Genomic DNA, 18,605 nt, shown 5'->3' on the forward strand with positions numbered 1-18,605 from the left:
CCTTTTGGTCAGAACCCATCGTTAACTATGGCACAGAAATGGTGGCGAGTTTGTAACCAGGCTCTCAGCTTGTCGCTTCGCCGCGCAGGATCAGCGCAGGGAGGGGGATAAAAAAACAGAGGCCGTGCCTGGCACGACCTCCGGGTCTTGTTGCGGGAGATTACAGGCCAGCGATCACTCGGCGCAGCAGGCGTACGCGCGGGGCGATGCTCTCCAGTTCCAGGTACTCCGCCGGGCTGTGGAAGCCGGCGCCGATCGGGCCAAAACCATCCAGCGAGGGGATTCCCAGCGCGGCGGTGTGGTTGGCATCGGAGCCGCCACCGACCGCCTGCCAAGTGATGGCGATCCCCTCTTCACGCCCCGCCTGCTCGACGCGCGCCATCAGGGCTTCGGTATCTGCCGACGGTGCCATGGCTGGCGTGTGTGCGTCCTGATGCAACTCACAGCTCACGCCTTCCAGGAAAGGCTGCTGGCAGCGCGCCTGTAACGCCTGGCTGACGCGCTGGTATTCGTCGTTGCACCAGAAACGCAGATCGACCACCGCCTGGGCGTGATCGGGGACGATGTTCGCCGCGTCGCCACCGCTGATCACCCCGACGTTGAGGGTGGTGCCTTTAGCGCTATCCGCCAGCTGGTTGATGGCGATGATGGCGTGAGCCAGGGCGGTGATGGCAGAGCGCCCCTTCTCCGGATCGTTACCGGCATGGGCGGCGACGCCGTGGAAGTCGAGGCGATAACGGGCCATGCCCTTACGCGCCTTGACCAGCGAGCCGTCGGCTCGTGCCGCCTCGCACACCAGCACGCAGCCGCTGCGCTTAGCCAGCTCACCGATCCACTGATGAGAGTGCACCGAGCCAGTCTCTTCGTCTGGGTTCATGGCGACGGCGATACGCAGACGCTGACGATCGGTCTCTTCCAGGCCACGCAAGGCCCACAGGATGTTGAGGAGCCCGCTCTTCATGTCGGAGACCCCCGGCCCATAGGCTCGCCCGTCACGCACGCTCAGCGGGCGTTCGGCGGCGGTACCCGGCGGGAAGACGGTATCCATATGGCCGACCAACAACACATCGTAGTGTTCGGCCTGCGGTTGGTTGGTGACAAAGACCCCCGGCCCGACCTGCTCGCCGAGATCGACCTGCTCGGCGTGCCAACCGGCGTCGCGATACAGGCGGGTGAAAATGTCGGCGATCTGGGCCACACCCTCACGGGTCTGAGTGCCACAATCGACGTTGACTACGCTACGCAGTTCGTCCAGATACTGTTCCATTTGCATCGTCTTATCTCTCCGTGACGTTACAGGATGACGCGCATGATCAACATGGCGAGGAAGGCGTTGACGACGGAGATCCCGATCATCAGCGGAATACGTTTCGCGGCGGTACCGATCACCCCGAGGATGCGCCCGGCGTACTGGATCTGCGAACCCATCAGGTAGATGGCCGGTGCCAGGATCGCCAGGTGGGTCCCGGTGAGCATGCCCTGGTCGAACAGCGCCACGGCGACGCCGACGCCACCCCCCATCGACATCCAGCCGCCGATCAGGACGGCGGCAGCCTCACCCGGCAGGCCGAATAGCCCCATCAGTGGGCCGAAGACCAGCGCCAGTCCCTTCAGGGCGCCGGTGATCTCCAGCGCCTTGATCAGCACGAAGGCCATCAAGACGTTGGGCAGGGTACTGGTGGTCGCGATATTCCAACCTTTGCGCGCGCCGGCGACAAAGACATCGGTGATCATCGGATTTGAGGTTGGTGCAGACATTAGGCTTCTCCCTGTGCCGGAGTGGTATCAGTTTTAACGCGGTTACGCTCGGTGAAACGCAAGATCAGGCGTAGCAGGTTGGCGCCGAAGATCTTCATCACGAACATCACCGCCACGCACAGGCCGATGGAGGCCGGTACCGCCGGGGTGCCGTCGATGGTCATCAGGGTGAACAGGACCGCGCCGGAGGAGAAGAAGTTGGTGATCATCGCGCCGGCAGAGAACTGGAACATGGTGAAGACATCGCGCTCATGTTCGGCGATCTGCCCTTCATCGGACAGATTACGGGTCAGCGAGGCACCGACGTCGGTGCTTTGCAGGGAGCCGATCATTGCCAGGCCTGCGGAGCCCGGGATGCCCAGCAGCGGACGCAGCAGCGGGGTTAACAGCTTACGCGCCGCATTCAATGCACCGTAGTGCTCCAGCACGTTGATCATTCCCAGGGCAAACATCACCGCCGGGATCAGACCGACGGCGAACAGAAAACCGTCCATCGCGCCGGAGCCGCCCTTACCACGGAAGGAGCTGGTGGCGGCGTTGATGGCCTCGCCTGCGCCGTTGACGCCGGTGACGACTTTACCGAACGCACCATTCAGAGTGGTGAAGTCGAATACGCCATACCACTCTTTTCCGCCCAATAGACCGGAGAAGAACACCATGGCAAACAGCAGGGCGATATAGGCCCCTAAACCGACGCGCGGTTCGCTCTCGCTGGGCGGTACATGGGGGGAGATTGGACTACTCATGGATCATTTCCTTATGCCTGGGGTAGAAGTGTTACAAAATACAAGATTTAGAATATTCAGCAATACTTTTGCAGAATATATGACCTCGCTCAATAAAAAGAGTAGTTATTTATATGATTTATCGAGAATTTGAGGTCTGGCATGTGGAAAAATTGAAATTCCGTGCTAACCCTTCGGTATCACAGAAATGTTACCGGGAACGTTTGGCGGCGAGCGACAAAAAACCCCGCCGGCGGGACGCGGGCGGGGGCGTGATTAACAGCATGCGGCGCGGGGCACGGCCGCGCGATCAATACATCAGGGCGTAGAGTTGACGGCGGAACTTACCGGCGAGCGCGTCACCGGTGCCCAGGGCCGCCAGGATATCCATCAGCGTCTTACGCGCGGCGCCGTCACCGGCGTTCAGATCGTGGCGCAGGTGATCCATCAGCAGGGTCAACGCCTCTTCGTTACGCCCCACCTGGTGCAGTTGCAACGCCAGTTGCACGGCCAGGGTGATGTCTTGCGGCTGCTCGGCGACCTGCTGTTGCAACAGCTGGATCTCCGGAGTATCGGCCGCCTGCTTCAGCAGTTCGATCTGGGCGATGAGGCTCTGATAGTGGCTGTCCTGATCCTGCAACGGAATATGGCTTAGCAGCTCGCTGGCATCCTCGCTACGGTTGAGCGCGATCAGCACCTCCGCCAGCGCCAGGGCGATGTCGCTACGGGTTGGGGCCAGGGCATGGGCCTCCTTCAGCAGCGGCAGTGCGCCGGCCATATCACCATTGGCCATCAACTCGGCGGCTTGGGCGGCCTTCAACTCTTCCGCTTTGGGCAATACGCGGGCCAGCAGATCGCGGATCTGCTCTTCCGGTTGCGGCCCCTGGAAGCCATCAAGCGGCTGACCATCCTTAAACAGGTAGACCGTGGGGATGGCGCGCAGGCCGAACTGTGCCGCCACCATCTGCTCGGCGTCGCAGTCGACTTTCGCCAGGATAAACTGCCCGGCGTATTCGTTGGCCAGCTTATCCAACAGCGGCGTGAGCAGCTCGCAATGCTGGCTGCGAGCCGACCAGAAATAAAACAGCACCGGCACGGACATGGATTGTTCCAGGGTCTGGTGCAGGTTGGCTTCGGTAATATTGACTACGGTAGCGTTGATCATGGTGGTTTCTCTCGATCCCTTCGGCTAGATAACGGTAGATATGGGGGCGCTCGTCACGATTGCAAGCCTAGCGCGCCGTCGAATGGCCGCTGAGGAGTCTATCCAGCAGTCGACCGGGCAAGAGGCGCCGTAACAGGCTGAGTACATGGGCGATCACGGTGACGGGATAGCGTTGGCGCGGGCGTGGGCTTTCCAGCGCGTGGCGTAGCTTGGGCAGCACCGCCTCCGGCGTCAGGGTGAAGCGGGCGGCGATACCGGGGTTGGTGACCGGCTGGTCGTGATCGCACTGGCGTACATTGTGGCTGAAGCGGGTGGTGATGGGGCCGGGTTCGATCAGCGCCACATGTATCCCGCTGCCACGCAGTTCCATGCGTAACGCATCCGACCAGCCCTCCAGGGCAAACTTACTGGCGGCGTAGGCACCACGGCCCGGCGTCGCCACCACTCCCATAATCGAACTGGTCTGAATGATGCGTCCTTCGCCTTGCGCCAGCATCGCCGGCAGCAGTAGACGCGTCAGTTGATGGGTGCCGAATAGGTTGGTGGAAAACTGGCGCTCCAGATCCGCACGGCTGATCTGGCTGAGCGGCCCATAGAGGCCGAAGCCGCCGTTATTGAACAGGGCGTACAGATGGCCATCGGTCAACGCGAGCACCTGCTCGGCGGCCTGCTCGACGCTGTGCGCGTCGTCGAGATCCAGTTGGATCCCCTCCATGCCCATGGCGTTCATCGCCGCCACGTCGTCGGCTTTGCGGCAGGCGGCCAGTACCCGGTAGCCGCGCAACTGTAGGTCTGCGCCGCGGCCAGGCCGATGCCGCTAGAACAACCGGTGATTAAGATGGCTTTTTGCATAATTTTACTTAAGTCGCTCTGTTGGTCGCTGAATATTCATGTTTAATTAATGGGATGGCGTGCTTTTTTCCACCGGCCTCAGCAAGGGCAGAAGGTGTTGCTCCATCCAGTCGGTGATGAACGGCTGCGCCTGCGCATTGGGGTGTAGGCCATCATCCTGCATCCATTCGGGGCGGGTGACCACCTGCTCCATATAGAAGGGCAGCAGTGTCAGATGGAGACGCGCGGCCAGTTGGGGGTAGAGGGCGGCGAAGGCCTCGCCGTAGCGTCGGCCATAGTTAGGGGGCAGGCGGATCTGCATCAACAGTGGCGTGGCTCCGGCTTCGCGTATCTGAGCGACGATCGCCGTCAGGGTGGCGGCGATGGCATCGGGGGGAAAGCCGCGTAGTCCATCGTTGGCGCCTAACTCGATCAAGACCCAGCGGGGCTGGTGTTGGCGTAGGAGCGCCGGTAGACGATGCAGTCCCTGCTCGGCCGTATCGCCGCTGATGCTGGCGTTGATCACCGTCAGCGGCGGCGTCAGGGTTTGTCCACGGAGGGCGAGGCGGGCGACCCAGCCTTGCTGTTCCGGTAAGCGGTAGGCGGCGCTCAGGCTGTCTCCTAACACCAGCAGCGTGTCGGCGCGCGCCGTCGTCAGGCCGAATAGGAACATCACAAACAGGAGCGGGAGATGCCAGCGCAAAACGTTATTGAAGTTCATCATGTTGCCAAACGCGTCGGTGAGGGTGAAAGTCAGATCTCCATCCTCACTGCTGTCGAGCTGGTTGTCAAACGCGGACAGAGTCTGGCGCTGATTGGAGAGTCCGGCTCGGGGAAATCGACGCTATTGGGGATCCTCGCCGGATTGGATGATGCCAGCACCGGCGAGGTGTGGTTACTGGGGCAATGTCTGTCGCAGCTTGACGAGGATCGGCGCGCCGCGCTGCGGGCCCACGACATCGGCTTTGTCTTTCAGGCGTTTATGTTGGTACCGACCCTGACGGCCGTAGAAAACGTGCAACTCCCGGCGCTGCTGCGCGGCGAGGGGGAGCGCGAGAGTCGCCAGCGGGCCGAGGCGTTGTTGCAACAGGTCGGGCTAGGGCAACGCCTGCGGCATCTTCCGGCCCAACTCTCCGGTGGCGAACAACAGCGGGTGGCGCTGGCACGCGCCTTCAGCGCCCGGCCGCAGATCCTGTTCGCCGACGAGCCGACGGGTAATCTGGATCGCCAGACCGGGGAGCGGGTCGCCGATCTACTCTTCGAACTGAACCAGAGCCAGGGGACGACCTTGGTGATGGTGACGCACGATGCGCAGTTGGCGGCGCGTTGTCAGCGGCGTTTGCGCCTGCAGGATGGTTGCCTGCAGGAGGTGGCGTGATCCGGCGCTGGTTCTGGCGCGAATGGCGCACGCCATCATTACTGATCGTCTGGTTGGCGTTGGTGCTGGCGGTGGCCTGCGTGTTGGCGCTGGGACGCATCGGCGATCGTTTGGATCAGGGGTTACAGCGTCAAGGGCGCGAGGCGATCGCCGCCGATCGGGTGTTACGCAGTTACCAACCGTTGGCTGAGGCGTGGCTGACGCAGGCGCGTAACGATGAGGTGCGCGTCAGTCAGCAGTGGGTCTTCTCGACCATGGTTTACGCCGCCGGCCAACTCCAATTGGCCGAGGTGAAGGCGGTCGATGCCGCCTATCCGCTGTATGGTCGCCTGGCGACCCAGCCGCCGGGGTTGGCGCTGCGCCCCGGCGAAGCCTTGCTCGCCCCGCGTCTGATGGCGCAATTAGCCCTGCGGCCCGGCGATAGCGTAGAGGTGGGCGATATCACCCTGCGTGTCGCCGGTGAACTGACGCAGGAGCCGGATGCCGCCTTCAGCCTGCTGCGTACCGCCCCGCGTCTGTTGATCACCCTGGCGGATGCCCGGCGCAGCGGCATCGTGCAACCGGGGAGCCGAGTGAGTTATCGCTATGGCTTGGCGGGGAGTCGTGCGGCGTTGGCGCGTTACGACGCCTATCTGAGTACGCGTCTGCAGCCCGATCAGCGGTTGACTCAGGCGGCGCAAGGATCGAACGTGCTGGGGCGTACGCTGGCGCGCGCGCAGCAGTTTCTGCTGTTGTCGGCGCTGTTAACGCTGCTGTTGGCGATGGCCGCCGTCGCCATCGCGATGAATCATTATTGCCGTAGCCGCTATGCCCTGGTGGCGTTGTTGAAGACGCTCGGGGGAGGTCGGCGCACCCTATTTCGCTGGATCGCGGGCCAGTGGCTATCGCTGCTGGCCTCGGCGTTGCTGGTCGGCGCCGGGGTAGGGCTCGCCGTCGAGGCGGGGCTACTGCGGTTGCTGGCGCCCATGCTGCCTGCTGCGCTACCGGCCCCCAGCGCCTGGCCCTGGTTATGGACCTTGGTAGGCATGCCGCTGATGGCGTTACTGGTGGGGTTGCGCCCCTATCGCCAGCTGTTGGCGACGCCTCCGTTGCGGGTACTGCGCGCCGATGCGCTGCATCCGCTCTGGCCGTTACGCTACTATCTGCCGACGATGGCGCTGTTACTGCTGGCGGTATTGTGGGGGCTGCTAGGCGCCAGCCCACTGCTCTGGGCGTTGCTAGGCGGCATCGCGTTGCTGGCGGCGCTGTTGGCCTTGGTCGGCTGGTTGGCGCTCTGGGGGGTACGCCGCCTGGTGCCTGGGCAGTTGGCGCTGCGTCTGGCGCTGGGGCGTCTGTTGCGCCAGCCCGGCGCGACCCTGAGTCAGATGGCGGCCTTCTCCCTCTCTTTTATGCTGTTGGCCCTGTTGCTGACGTTGCGGGGGGATCTGCTGGATCGCTGGCGTCAGCAGTTACCCGCCGATAGCCCGAACTACTTCCTGCTGAATATCGACGCCGATCAGCGTCCCGCGCTGGCGGCGTTTCTGCAACAGCATGGGGTGACTCCATCGCGTTTCTATCCCATCGTGCTGGCGCGTCTGACGGCGATCAATGGTCAGCCGCCCGCGCTTCAGGGGCAGGAGGAGTCGCTCAATCGCGAGTTAAACCTTACCTGGCTGGCGGACTTGCCGGCGGGGAATCCCTTGACGGCCGGTCATTGGCCGCCGGGCGAGGGCGGGGTCTCGGTGGAGCAGGGGCTGGCCGGACGCCTGGGATTGAAACTGGGGGATCAACTGACCTTTAGCGGCGATAGCCGCCAGTTTAGCGCCGAGATCACCAGCCTACGCCGGGTGGACTGGGAGAGCCTGCGCCCCAACTTCTACTTTATCTTTCCCCCCGGCGCGCTGGATGCGCAACCGCAGAGCTGGCTGACCAGCTTCCGTTATCAGGGGGATACGCGTCTGCTGGTGCAGCTGAATCGTCAGTTCCCGACGCTGACCCTGCTGGACATGGGGGCGATCCTGCAACAGGCGCAACAGGTACTGACACAGGTTGGCCGCGCGTTGGAGGTCATGGTGGCGCTGGTGGTACTGTGCGGCGTGTTGTTGCTCTTGGCACAGGTTCAGGTCGGCATGCAGCAACGGCGGCGCGAGCTGTGGGTGTACCGTATCCTCGGCGCACCGCGCCGCCTGTTGCATACCACGTTGTATGCCGAGTTTATCCTGCTGGGGGCGGTGGTCGGGCTCGTGGCCGCCGCCGGCGCCGAGGCGGCCTTGTGGCTGTTGCAGAGTCGGGTCTTCGACTTCCCTTGGCAGCCAACCTGGTCGCTGTGGCTGCTGTTGCCACCGGGGGCGGCGTTGCTGCTAGGCGGTTGCGGCGCGCTGTTGGGCGTGCGCCTGCTCGGGCGTCGGCGGGCGCGTTGAGGTTGTCGCTTGCCCGGCATGCGGTGTGGGGAGCGGGCGGTTGTCCGCTGAGGCGGCGATCCCTGCGTGACGGCTGGCGATCGGCATGGTTGTGGCGTGTGGTGACGCAGGATGGCGCGGAGCGTCGGCCTCACTGTTCGTCGCATGGGGGAACCTGCGCCGCAGGGGCCGTTGGCGAGGGGGCATGGGCGCCCCCTGCGTTAGGGTTAGCTCAAGTGGGCGATGGCCCAGGCTAAGCCGCTCTGGTACTCCGCTGGCAGTTGGCCGCGCAGGGTTTCCAACGCGCCGACCAAGCGCTGAGACTGGAAGTGGTTCAGGTTGAGGTGGCCGACCTTGCGCCCGGGGAGCACCGCCTTGTGATACCAGTGCAGATGCACCAGCGCGCCCGCCAGCCAGGCGGTGTCGTAGTCGGTGCCGATCAGGTTGATCATCACCGAGGGGGTCGAGACATCGGGGTGCGGCAGCGGCAGATCGAGCAGCGCCCGCAGATGTAGCTCGAACTGGCTGATGGAGGCGCCGTTCTGCGTCCAGTGACCGCTATTGTGTACGCGTGGGGCTAACTCGTTGATGAGCAGCGTGTCATCATCCACCACGAAGCACTCCATCGCCATGACACCGACATACTCCAGGCGCTGCATGAGACGTTGCAGCATCGCCTGCGCCTTCTCTTGCAGGAAGCTCTCTGGCTGAGGGAAGACCACGCTGGCGCGCAGGATTCCGTCCTGATGCAGGTTATGGGTGAGCGGATAGAAGACGCAGCGGCCGTCGCGTCCGCGCGCGCCGATCAGCGACACTTCGCCGCGAAAGGCGATCCCCTGCTCGACGATGCATTCGCCATACAGTGCCGGATCCAGTTGCTGTTGTTCACCGGGGCGAACCCGCCACTGGCCGCGCCCATCGTAGCCGCCGGTGCGCCGTTTGACGATGGCTAACGGACCGAGGCGTGCGAATAGCGCCGGCCACTCCTCGGGATGGGCGAGTAACTGCCAGGGCGCGCTGGGTAACGCCAACTCATCCAGTAGCTGTTTTTGGCTGTAGCGATCGGCCAGCAGTGGGAAGACATCGCGGTTGACGAAGGCGGGATGGCGGGCCAGCTCGCGGGTCAGTGGCGTGTCGGGCCAGCGCTCGATCTCGGCGCTGATCACCGCCTGTTGCCAGGGGACAGAGTGCGGATCGGCCTCGATGCCGACGGGATAGACTGTGATGCCCAGCGGCTCTCCGGCCTGGCGCAACATGCGCCCTAATTGGCCATCACCTAAGACGCAAACCGGCTTCATAGCGCCTCCCGCGGGTCGGGATGGTTGAGTACGTCGTCGCTCTGGGCTTGACGCCAGGCGGCCAGGCGGCCTGCGAGGGCGGCGTCATGCAGCGCCAGGATCTGGGCAGCCAGCAGCGCGGCGTTAGCGGCGCCGGCCTTACCGATTGCCAGGGTGCCGACCGGAATACCGCGCGGCATCTGGACGATGGAGTAGAGGCTATCGACCCCGCTTAATGCGGCGCTCTGCACCGGAACGCCGAGCACTGGCAGCAGGGTCTTGGCCGCGAGCATGCCAGGCAGATGCGCGGCGCCGCCTGCGCCAGCGATGATCACCTGAAGCCCGCGCTCCTCGGCCTGTTCGGCGAAGCGAAACAGCTTATCCGGGGTACGGTGTGCGGAGACCACCTCGACGTGGTACGCCACCTCAAGCTGGCTCAGGATTTCGGCGGCGAACTGCATGGTGGCCCAATCGCTTTTCGATCCCATGATGATGGCGATCTTGGCCGGTGCGGCGCTGGCGGACATAGATGGCGTGCTCCTCTCGTGGCTCAGTTATCGATAGATACCGCCGATGAGCGGTATTCAGTGGGGGCAAGGATAACATAGCTATTCCGCCCAGGAAAACGTTTGCGTAGCCCTCAAGAAGGGAAAAAGAGGCGATTAGGCACCGTTTTTGCTCGGAAGCGCGCGAGGACGGGTCGTTGGGTGAGTGGGGAAGGGGGATGATGGCCTAGATGAATATTATTAATCTATCCACGATAGACACTATACTAAGCTAAAAATAGTAGAGTAATGACCCCCGCCTATTATTGCGTTGTGCTGTCGGAGGAATGCGAATAAGCGGGAAAATATGTTGTGAATTAAGGAATGCCATGGAAGGAAAAGCGTCGCTAGTATCGCGTTGTGGGGGGCCGCTCGGCGTCTCGTTATTATTGCTGACGATCGTTAGCTACCTATTGATACTGTATGCCGCCGCCTATCCGATTACCTTATTGTATGGCTTTGTCGCGGTCTGTAACGCCGTTTTGCTTATCCTTCATATATTAATTGCGCTATTTATTTTTATGCAATTTAATTGCGAGCGGGCGCATGTATATAAGTTACCATTGATCGCTGCCTATATTCTTTCGGCGCTTATTTTAACCTATAGTTTATTATTTTATCCCGATGTATTTCAGAGCCGGAATGCCCACTCGCTGACACTGAATGACTTCGTGCTATTTTATCTACTGCGCTACGGTGGCATGGGACTGTTATTCCTGTATGCGCTGTATCTGTTTTCCCGTCGCGGCCCGGTTCAGCCGCGCTCGGTGTCCGTGATCTGCACGCTCGCCGTCGTGCTGGTCACGGCGACGGCGCTGCTACTCTCTAGTCAAACGGCCTGGCTGAGTCCTACTCTCCTGCAGGAGAGCCTCGCTTATCGCGCCGATTACCGGCGTCTCCTGTTACCGACGATGTGTACCCTATGGTGGGGATTAGCGTTATTGCTGGTGTGGCGGACGCGTCTGGCGACGCGCTTTTGGCTGGCGGTGACGTTGGCTTGCCTGGTCATCGTCGGCGGCTTTCTCTTGCAGTGGCGCGCGCCGCAGGTAAACAGTGTCGGCTGGTACGGCTCGTTGCTGTTTGGCCTGTTGGCGAATTTCTGCGTGATGGAGATCTTCCTCTATGACATCTTTCAACGCTATCGCCGCATGCAGCATGCCTATGTCGTCACTCACGATAACGCGATTCGTGATGGATTAACGCGTGCGTATAACCGTAGTTATTACTACGACGCCTTGCAGCATGCCTTACAACGGGCGAGTGTCGAGTATCCACCGGCGATCCTGATCATGGATATCGATCACTTTAAACAGGTGAATGATCGGTATGGTCATCTGAGCGGCGATCGGGCGTTGATCGCCGTAACGCGGGCGATCGAGCAGGTTCTCGCCACCGGGGATGTCCTGGCGCGTATCGGCGGCGATGAGCTCTGTGTGTTGTTGCCCGCGGTGGAGAATGAGGCGGTACTTCAGGCTCGGGCGGAACAGATCCGGGCGCGCGTCGCCGCGCTGACCCTCAGCGCGCAGGATGGGCGGCCCGTGACGGTAACGCTAAGCATCGGGGGCGTGCTCTGCCGCCCCGCGCGGTGTAGCGCGGAGGCGTACATGGTACGAGCGGACAGTGCGCTGTACCAAGCCAAACAGACGGGGCGTAATCGGGTGGTCTTGGCCGCCTCGACGCCTTAGGCGGGATGGCTAGGCAGATCGATCAGCGCCAATCCCTCGGCATCGACGCGGATCATCGAACCATGCTGGTGCCAGGCGCCGAGTACCGCGCGTTGAGCACCGCTGCCGTCAGGCAGACAAAAATGGTGGATCGCGGGGCGATGAGTGTGGCCGTGGATCATGCAGTGTACCGCGTGGCGCTGCAAGGTGGCGCAGACCGTCTGTTGATTGACGTCCATGATGGTCATCGACTTGGCGCTATTGCTGCGTGCGCTCTGTTGACGCATACCGGCGGCGATCTTCAGGCGTAGCCGTAGGGGGAGGCGGCGGAACAGCCACTGGAGTAACGGGTTATGCACCTTACGCCGATAGCGTTGGTACGCCTGATCATCGCTACATAGGGTATCGCCGTGTAGCAGCAGGATACGTCGCCCATATAGGGTGATCACCTGCTCTTGCGGCAATAGGGTCATGCCGCAGCGTGCGGCGTAGCGCTTGCCCAGCAGGAAGTCGCGATTGCCGTGAATGAAGTAACAGCGTACACCGCTGTCGCTCAGGCGACGTAGCGCGTCGGCGACCTGTTGGTGTAGCGGTTGCGGATCGTCGTCGCCGATCCAGTAGTCGAAGAAGTCGCCGAGGATATAGAGCGCCTCGGCCTGGCGCGCCTCCGTGGCGAGAAAACGCAGAAAACCGGCGGTGATCGCCGGTTCCTGTTGGCTGAGATGTAAATCAGCAATGAACAGCGTTGCCATTCGGGCGATTAGTCGCTCACGGTAACGCGTTCGATGATCACGTCTTCACGCGGGACATCCTGGTGCATGCCGTGACGACCGGTGGAGACGCCTTTGATCTTGTCGACCACATCCATACCCTCTACCACTTCGGCGAATACGGCATAACCCCAGCCGTCCGGGCGCTCGGAGCGGAAGTTCAGGAAGTCGTTGTCGACGACGTTGATGAAGAACTGGGCGGTAGCCGAGTGCGGATCGTTGGTCCGCGCCATGGAGAGGGTGCCGCGGCTGTTCTTCAGGCCATTGTTGGCTTCATTCTTGATCGGTGCCTTGGTGGCCTTCTGCTTCATGCCCGGCTCAAAACCGCCGCCCTGGATCATGAAACCATCGATTACGCGGTGGAAGATGGTGTTGTCGTAGAAGCCTTCGCGGCAATATTCCAGGAAGTTGGCAACGGTAGCCGGTGCTTTGTCGTCAAAGGTTTTGATGACGATGTCACCATGATTGGTGTGGAAAGTAACCATAACAATAATCCTGTTTTATGATGATTGAAGCGAGCGGGATGATTGTAGCCGATGCCCCTGCCGCTGGCACCTCTTTCTCGGGGAATATTCGCCAGCCGCGCCTGTGTGGGCTTCATTCTCCCTTGGCGCTGCGTTAGTATAACTCCAACGTTTCCTTGTTATCAGCAACCATCACGGATACCCCCGATGCTTAAAATCTTTAATACACTCAGTCGACAGAAAGAGGAATTTAAACCCATCCATGCCGGAGAAGTCGGCATGTATGTGTGTGGGGTAACCATTTACGATCTGTGTCACATCGGGCATGGCCGTACCTTCGTCTGTTTTGACGTGGTGGCACGCTATCTGCGCTACCTGGGCTATACGCTGAAGTATGTGCGCAACGTGACCGACGTGGACGATAAGATCATCAAGCGTGCGCTGGAAAACAAAGAGAGCTGCGAGCAGTTGACCGAGCGCATGTTGGCGGAGATGCATCGCGATTTCGACGCCTTGAATATTGCCCGTCCGGACGTGGAGCCGCGCGCCACTCACCACATCGCCGAAATCATCGCGCTGGTGGAGCAATTGATCGCCCGTGGTCACGCCTATGTGGCCAGCAACGGTGACGTGATGTTCGCCGTCGATACCGATCCGGACTATGGCCTGTTGTCGCGCCAGGATCTGGAGCAGTTGCAGGCCGGCGCGCGCGTCGAGGTGGCAGAGGTGAAACGCAACCCGATGGACTTCGTGTTGTGGAAGATGTCCAAGCCGGGTGAGCCGAGCTGGCCGTCACCGTGGGGCGAAGGGCGTCCCGGCTGGCACATCGAGTGCTCGGCGATGAACTGCAAGCAACTCGGTTCCCACTTTGATATCCATGGCGGCGGGTCGGATCTGATGTTCCCGCACCATGAGAATGAGATCGCCCAGTCGACCTGCGCCCATGACGGCGCCTACGTCAACTACTGGATGCACTCCGGCATGGTGATGATCGACCGTGAGAAGATGTCCAAGTCGCTGGGTAACTTCTTTACCATCCGCGACGTGCTGGCGCACTACGATGCGGAGACGGTGCGTTACTTCCTGATGTCTGGTCACTATCGCAGCCAGCTGAACTACAGCGAAGAGAACCTGAAGCAGGCGCGTGCGGCCCTGGAGCGTCTGTATACCGCGCTGCGCGGTACCGATGCCACGGCCCAACCGGCGGCGGATGAGGCCTTCGAAGGGCGTTTCCGGGCGGCGATGGATGACGACTTCAATACCCCAGAGGCTTACTCGGTGCTGTTCGACATGGCGCGCGAGGTGAACCGCCTGAAAGGGGAGGATATGGCGCAGGCTAACGCGCTGGCGGCGCAGCTACGTCGTCTGGCTGGGGTGCTGGGTCTGCTGGAGCAGGATCCGGATGCCTTCTTGCAGAGTGGGGCGAGCGCCGATGACGGTGAAGCGGCGCAGATCGAGGCGTTGATCAAGCAGCGTAACGATGCTCGAGCCGCCAAGGATTGGGCGCGTGCCGATGATGCGCGTGACCAGTTGAATGCCTTGGGGATCGTGCTGGAGGATGGCCCGCAGGGGACCACCTGGCGTCGTAAGTAAGCGCGCCAGCATGTAAAAAGCCGGACTCTGGGGTCCGGCTTTTTTACGCCTGGCGTTTGGTTTAGGCGACGACGCGCGCCTGTTGCCCGGCGAAGTCGACCACCTGACCGGCGACAATCTTGGCGCGTTTGCGCGTCTCGATGGCGCCATCGACCTTGACCTGCCCGTCGGCGATCAGGTTTTTGGCCTGGGCGCCGCTGTCACACCAGCCCTGTAGCTTCAGCAGATCGCACAGCTCGACGTGTGGGTGATTGTCCAGATGGAAAGTTTGCATGCTTTTGTCTCTTGCCTGAAAAATTAACCGCCGCACGGGCGGACACGGCACTATTGTGCCAGTGTGGGACGCCGGGCGCACGGGAAAGGTGCGCCCGGTGCGGCGCAGGCGGCTATCAGCAGTCGTGGAACGCTTCGCAGGCCTGCAAGGTGTTTTGCATCAGCGTGGCGACCGTCATCGGCCCGACGCCACCGGGTACCGGTGTGATCCAGCTGGCGCGCTGAGCGGCGGCGGCGAAGTCGACATCGCCGACGACCTTACCGTTCTCCAGGCGGTTGATACCGACATCGATCACCACGGCCCCGGGTTTCACCCATTCGCCGGGAATAAAATGGGCCTTACCGACGGCGGCCACGATCAGATCGGCGCGCTCGACGTGTTGCTGCAGGTTCCGCGTACGGCTATGGGTAATGGTGGTGGTGCAACCCGCCAGCAGCAACTCTAGCGCCATCGGGCGCCCAACGATATTGGAGGCGCCGACCATCACGGCATCCAGTCCCTGGGTTTCGATAGCGCAACGTTCTAGCAGGGTGATGATGCCGCGCGGGGTGCAAGGGCGCAGCTTGGGGGTCCGCTGACACAGACGCCCCAGGTTATAGGGGTGGAAGCCATCTACGTCTTTATCCGGACGGATACGCTCCAGGACCAGGGTATTGTCGATCCCGTCGGGCAGCGGCAACTGCACTAAAATGCCATCGATCGCCGCGTCGGCGTTGAGTGTATCGATCAGCGCGAGCAGGTCGGCCTGGTTGGTGTCCTCCGGTAACGCATAGGAGCGCGAGAGGAAGCCAACCTCCTCACAGGCACGTTTTTTACTACCGACGTAGATTCGAGAGGCCGGATCGTCGCCGACCATGATGACGGCCAGCCCTGGCGCGCGTTTACCTTCCGCTAGGCGCTGTTGTACCCGTGCCGCGACTTCACTTCTGACTTGCTGCGCAATCGTTTTCCCATCAATAATTTTTGCTGTCATGGTGAGTTGATCCATCCTGGTTATGTTGCGGGGGAAGCGACTATTGTCGCAGATGGTCGGCGTGCTGTCAGGTAAATGTTGATCTCTATCAAGAGTGCGCGTAACGAGGAGTCTGTTGTATAGACTCCCATTCTCGGGCGGAAATCCGTGATTTCCCGTGAAAGGCATTGACTCATCAGAGTGGGGCCGTATAATCCCATCCCGCTTGAAACATCAGGCAGATGCACCGGTTACCCCCGATGCGCCCTTAGCTCAGTCGGATAGAGCAACGGCCTTCTAAGCCGTGGGTCGCAGGTTCGAATCCTGCAGGGCGCACCATTGAAAATCAATTGATTAAGCGGTTTTCAATCCTACTTGCTTTTCCTCCTGTGTCGTTTTTGTGTCGCAACCTCAGAAAGTTGGTCGAATTCGGTCAGGTGATTGACGGCCAGACGTGCCTATCTGCGCAATCAGAGTGATTGATCCCCATCCGCCCATTTCTTGCAAGACAGTGCGGGGTACGTCCGCTCGTTTAGACGAGGCGCTGTGCGTGAAAACGACGCGCTTTGCTCGTCGCGTGGGACGAGCTGCCTTAACGCTCTGCGAGAGGGCGGCGATAAAACCTAAAGAGACGAGCTCTCAGCAGGCCGATGGGCTGAGTGCGGTTATCCTGCTTCACTGAAGGCCATCGATTGACGCGCCCTTCGCGCCCTTACGGCCTAATCAGTGGGCGCGATGATGGGGGAGGATGGTATCTTGCGGCGTCATGCCGAGGGGGAAATGTCGCGCCTCTGGGGCATATAAGGGGGGCGCGCGTCTGGCGACACGGGGTAGGGAATGTCTGAAAATTTCCTCGAGCCATTGTTCATCGCCACGACCATCGATAACATCCTCCTCCGCTGTCATGGGGCCCTTGGTTAGCGTCGGGTGCTTCAGTCTGGGGATAAGCCACCTCATTATGGCACTCGGCCCTTTAGCTCAGCGGTGAGAGCAGTCGGCTCATAACCGATTGGTCGCTGGTTCAAACCCAGCAAGGGCCACCATATAGGCGGGCATCGTATAATGGCCATTACCTCAGCCTTCCAAGCTGATGATGCGGGTTCGATTCCCGCTGCCCGCTCCAACCTATCCGCCACTAGCTCAGTCTGGTAGAGCCGATAACCTTGAGGTTGTAGGTGCGAGGTTCGAGGCCTCGGTGGCGGACCACCTTTAGCACGGCCTTCGGCGATGAAGGGGATCCCGGTGCATCTTGCTGTCAGGCACATTTTCTCCGTTTAGCCATGTGACTGACCATCGAGCCAGGATGGGGGGGAATTCTGGCTTGTGACATGAGAGGCGTGAGTGGGGAGCGGAGGTCAAAGACCTCCACTGAGCAAGGAACGGGGTGGCATCAAGGTGATCGTCGGCGTATCTCGGTCTCGGTTGATGTGCGCCATCATGGCGTCAGACACACAAGCGGCGGGCGTCATGGCCGAGTTGCGTTGCATGGTATCTCGCAACCCGACCATGATATGGATTTATAGCCCCTGTCGGCAGACGACATATTCCACATTGCTGCTGACGTTATAGGTTATAGCGCCGCTGGCGAGGACGACATCGTAGTGGTAGGCCGTATCGTATATTTCACCCGTCCAGTAGACACTGAGAATAAAGCCGGCATTCAGTTGGGTGAGATCGCCCCACTCACTAAACAGCGAGCCACTACCGCGTACACCCTGGCCCAACGAAACCTGACTCCTGAGCGGCAAGGCGCCTCCGTTGGCGCGGCAATAGGCATCGGCATTGGCCCAGGGGATCGGCGTGCTGCCACCGCTGGCGAACCATCCCGCCAGGGTGAAAGACCAACTGGCTAAGGTGTCTCCGGTGGCGCGAGATTTCACGCTGACGGTTTGTGTCCCTATATGCGCGCTTTTGAGTGTGACGACGCCATTTGGGCTCACCGCGGTGTAGCTGGTTCCGTCATTTTGTCCATCGACAGCCCATTGATATGCCGTTGGGGCGTTGTCGCTGAGGTTTAGCTTAAACGTCGCTCCCGCGAAGCCCGTCGTTGGAAAGTTTGTGAGGAAGGTGTGGGGGTTCTTCTCCGTGGTGGCGCTGAGAATCGTCAACGGCGCGGTGAGTGTCAGCTGAAGCATGGCAGGAGTGGTGGGCAGTGTGGTGCCATCCAGTGTGGGTGTCACGGTGATCTGCCCCACCGATGTGCCGCTGACGGTGGCCGTATAGACTCCGCTGCCCTCGCTGGTTTCGCTGGGTTGACTAATTTGCAGCGCTCCACTGGTGATGCCGCTGTTAACGCTATAGGAGAACGTTAAACGCGGACTAATTCCGCTCACCGGTCGCGTGGCGTTGTCGATCAGGCTAAGTGTCAGTTTCGCGCTGTCGCTGTTATTCGCGGTAAGCGTCATCTTATCACTGTTAAACGTTGAGCTCACCAACGGGCGACCGACGATGGACGGGGTTGCGGGAGCCCGTACTTCACGCCCTAAATAGGGATCGGTTGATAGCGGGTCGGTTGCCGGAGTATAGCCAAATTCAATGTTTTTCCCGATGTCGGCATCGACCAATGTATATTGCCCGCCTGAGGCAATAGGCGTAGGGCTCCCCTCACGGTACCACTGTAAGAGACTACCGAATTCGGGATCATTATCGGGATCGCTGAACAAAGGAGAACCATATGATTGTAGGGTATCGCCGACCATTGGACGACCAATGGGCATGGCGATGGCGACTCCGTCGATAGTCGGCGCATGCCCTTTGACGGGCGGCGTATTGTCGGATGCCGACCATACCGCCAAGCTTGTCATTAGCCCCCATATCAGTGCCATGACCGG

Annotated in this window: 16 protein-coding genes, 4 tRNA genes and 1 pseudogene; 8 read left to right on the forward strand and 13 right to left on the reverse strand. The window is 61.0% G+C overall.

Annotation, left to right across the window (positions count from 1 at the left end):
* Positions 1-160: 160 nt before the first annotated feature.
* From DCL27_RS03690 to tesA, 6 genes and pseudogenes are all read right to left on the reverse strand, one after another.
* A complete protein-coding gene (locus tag DCL27_RS03690) occupies positions 161-1,273 on the reverse strand; it encodes a M20 family metallopeptidase (RefSeq protein ID WP_005295169.1) in 1,113 nt (370 codons plus the stop codon).
* Between the two features lie 20 nt (positions 1,274-1,293).
* A complete protein-coding gene (locus tag DCL27_RS03695) occupies positions 1,294-1,758 on the reverse strand; it encodes a YjiG family protein (RefSeq protein WP_005295172.1) in 465 nt (154 codons plus the stop codon).
* Positions 1,758-2,504 carry a nucleoside recognition domain-containing protein gene (locus DCL27_RS03700; RefSeq protein WP_005289362.1) on the reverse strand — a complete coding sequence of 249 codons (747 nt, stop codon included), beginning with the start codon at positions 2,502-2,504 and terminating at the stop codon, positions 1,758-1,760. The genes DCL27_RS03695 and DCL27_RS03700 overlap by 1 nt, the downstream gene beginning before the upstream one ends.
* Positions 2,505-2,793: 289 nt before the next feature.
* The gene (locus DCL27_RS03705) at positions 2,794-3,648 is read right to left on the reverse strand and encodes a thioredoxin family protein (RefSeq protein WP_035597501.1); all 855 of its coding nucleotides are present in this window, start codon (positions 3,646-3,648) and stop codon (positions 2,794-2,796) included.
* Between the two features lie 67 nt (positions 3,649-3,715).
* Positions 3,716-4,500: pseudogene (locus tag DCL27_RS03710) on the reverse strand (SDR family oxidoreductase).
* Between the two features lie 46 nt (positions 4,501-4,546).
* Positions 4,547-5,200, reverse strand: coding sequence for a multifunctional acyl-CoA thioesterase I/protease I/lysophospholipase L1 (gene tesA, locus DCL27_RS03715; RefSeq protein ID WP_035597504.1), 654 nt, complete (start codon positions 5,198-5,200; stop codon positions 4,547-4,549).
* On the opposite strand from tesA, the gene ybbA reads away from it, so the two are divergent.
* Together ybbA and ybbP are read left to right on the forward strand one after the other, a co-directional pair.
* Positions 5,171-5,857, forward strand: coding sequence for a putative ABC transporter ATP-binding protein YbbA (ybbA, locus tag DCL27_RS03720; RefSeq protein WP_005289351.1), 687 nt, complete (start codon positions 5,171-5,173; stop codon positions 5,855-5,857). The two genes, tesA and ybbA, sit on opposite strands and share 30 nt — an antisense overlap.
* Positions 5,854-8,256 (forward strand): putative ABC transporter permease subunit YbbP, encoded by a 2,403-nt coding sequence (gene ybbP / locus DCL27_RS03725; protein WP_035597495.1) that lies wholly within the window; start codon positions 5,854-5,856, stop codon positions 8,254-8,256. The genes ybbA and ybbP overlap by 4 nt, the downstream gene beginning before the upstream one ends.
* A gap of 206 nt (positions 8,257-8,462) precedes the next feature.
* Here ybbP and purK read toward each other — a convergent pair whose 3' ends face one another.
* Both purK and purE read right to left on the reverse strand, forming a co-directional pair.
* Entirely contained in the window at positions 8,463-9,533 is a 1,071-nt protein-coding gene (purK, locus tag DCL27_RS03730; protein ID WP_035597492.1) for a 5-(carboxyamino)imidazole ribonucleotide synthase, read from the reverse strand.
* Positions 9,530-10,039: a 5-(carboxyamino)imidazole ribonucleotide mutase gene (gene purE, locus DCL27_RS03735; protein ID WP_005289343.1), complete on the reverse strand. Its 510-nt coding sequence runs from the start codon at positions 10,037-10,039 to the stop codon at positions 9,530-9,532. Before purE ends, purK begins: the two co-directional genes overlap by 4 nt.
* Positions 10,040-10,386: 347 nt before the next feature.
* Between purE and DCL27_RS03740 the strand changes: the two genes are divergently transcribed.
* Positions 10,387-11,742, forward strand: coding sequence for a sensor domain-containing diguanylate cyclase (locus tag DCL27_RS03740; protein WP_035597489.1), 1,356 nt, complete (start codon positions 10,387-10,389; stop codon positions 11,740-11,742).
* On the opposite strand, the gene lpxH is transcribed toward DCL27_RS03740, so the two are convergent.
* Positions 11,739-12,473 carry a UDP-2,3-diacylglucosamine diphosphatase gene (gene lpxH, locus DCL27_RS03745; RefSeq protein ID WP_005289338.1) on the reverse strand — a complete coding sequence of 245 codons (735 nt, stop codon included), beginning with the start codon at positions 12,471-12,473 and terminating at the stop codon, positions 11,739-11,741. The two genes, DCL27_RS03740 and lpxH, sit on opposite strands and share 4 nt — an antisense overlap.
* Positions 12,474-12,481: 8 nt before the next feature.
* Positions 12,482-12,976, reverse strand: coding sequence for a peptidylprolyl isomerase B (gene ppiB / locus DCL27_RS03750; protein WP_005289336.1), 495 nt, complete (start codon positions 12,974-12,976; stop codon positions 12,482-12,484).
* Between the two features lie 186 nt (positions 12,977-13,162).
* On the opposite strand from ppiB, the gene cysS reads away from it, so the two are divergent.
* On the forward strand, positions 13,163-14,548 hold the full coding sequence (cysS, locus tag DCL27_RS03755) for a cysteine--tRNA ligase (RefSeq protein WP_005295190.1): 1,386 nt from the start codon (positions 13,163-13,165) through the stop codon (positions 14,546-14,548).
* 61 nt (positions 14,549-14,609) lie between these two features.
* Here the strand turns inward: cysS and ybcJ are convergent, their stop codons facing one another.
* Both ybcJ and folD read right to left on the reverse strand, forming a co-directional pair.
* On the reverse strand, positions 14,610-14,822 hold the full coding sequence (gene ybcJ / locus DCL27_RS03760) for a ribosome-associated protein YbcJ (RefSeq protein ID WP_005289327.1): 213 nt from the start codon (positions 14,820-14,822) through the stop codon (positions 14,610-14,612).
* 115 nt (positions 14,823-14,937) lie between these two features.
* Positions 14,938-15,795 carry a bifunctional methylenetetrahydrofolate dehydrogenase/methenyltetrahydrofolate cyclohydrolase FolD gene (gene folD, locus DCL27_RS03765; RefSeq protein ID WP_005295193.1) on the reverse strand — a complete coding sequence of 286 codons (858 nt, stop codon included), beginning with the start codon at positions 15,793-15,795 and terminating at the stop codon, positions 14,938-14,940.
* A gap of 241 nt (positions 15,796-16,036) precedes the next feature.
* Between folD and DCL27_RS03770 the strand changes: the two genes are divergently transcribed.
* The 4 genes from DCL27_RS03770 to DCL27_RS03785 all read left to right on the forward strand — a co-directional run bounded on the left by DCL27_RS03770 (position 16,037) and on the right by DCL27_RS03785 (position 16,980).
* Positions 16,037-16,113, forward strand: a tRNA-Arg gene (locus DCL27_RS03770).
* A 628-nt stretch (positions 16,114-16,741) separates the two neighbouring features.
* Positions 16,742-16,817: transfer RNA gene (locus DCL27_RS03775), tRNA-Ile, on the forward strand.
* Positions 16,818-16,822: 5 nt separating this feature from the next.
* A tRNA-Gly gene (locus DCL27_RS03780) sits at positions 16,823-16,897 on the forward strand.
* 6 nt (positions 16,898-16,903) lie between these two features.
* Positions 16,904-16,980, forward strand: a tRNA-OTHER gene (locus DCL27_RS03785).
* Between the two features lie 311 nt (positions 16,981-17,291).
* Here the strand turns inward: DCL27_RS03785 and DCL27_RS03790 are convergent.
* Positions 17,292-18,599, reverse strand: coding sequence for an invasin domain 3-containing protein (locus DCL27_RS03790; RefSeq protein WP_080582832.1), 1,308 nt, complete (start codon positions 18,597-18,599; stop codon positions 17,292-17,294).
* Positions 18,600-18,605 lie beyond the last annotated feature (6 nt).

Source organism: Edwardsiella tarda ATCC 15947 = NBRC 105688 (assembly GCF_003113495.2).
Taxonomy (GTDB): Bacteria; Pseudomonadota; Gammaproteobacteria; order Enterobacterales; family Enterobacteriaceae; genus Edwardsiella; species Edwardsiella tarda.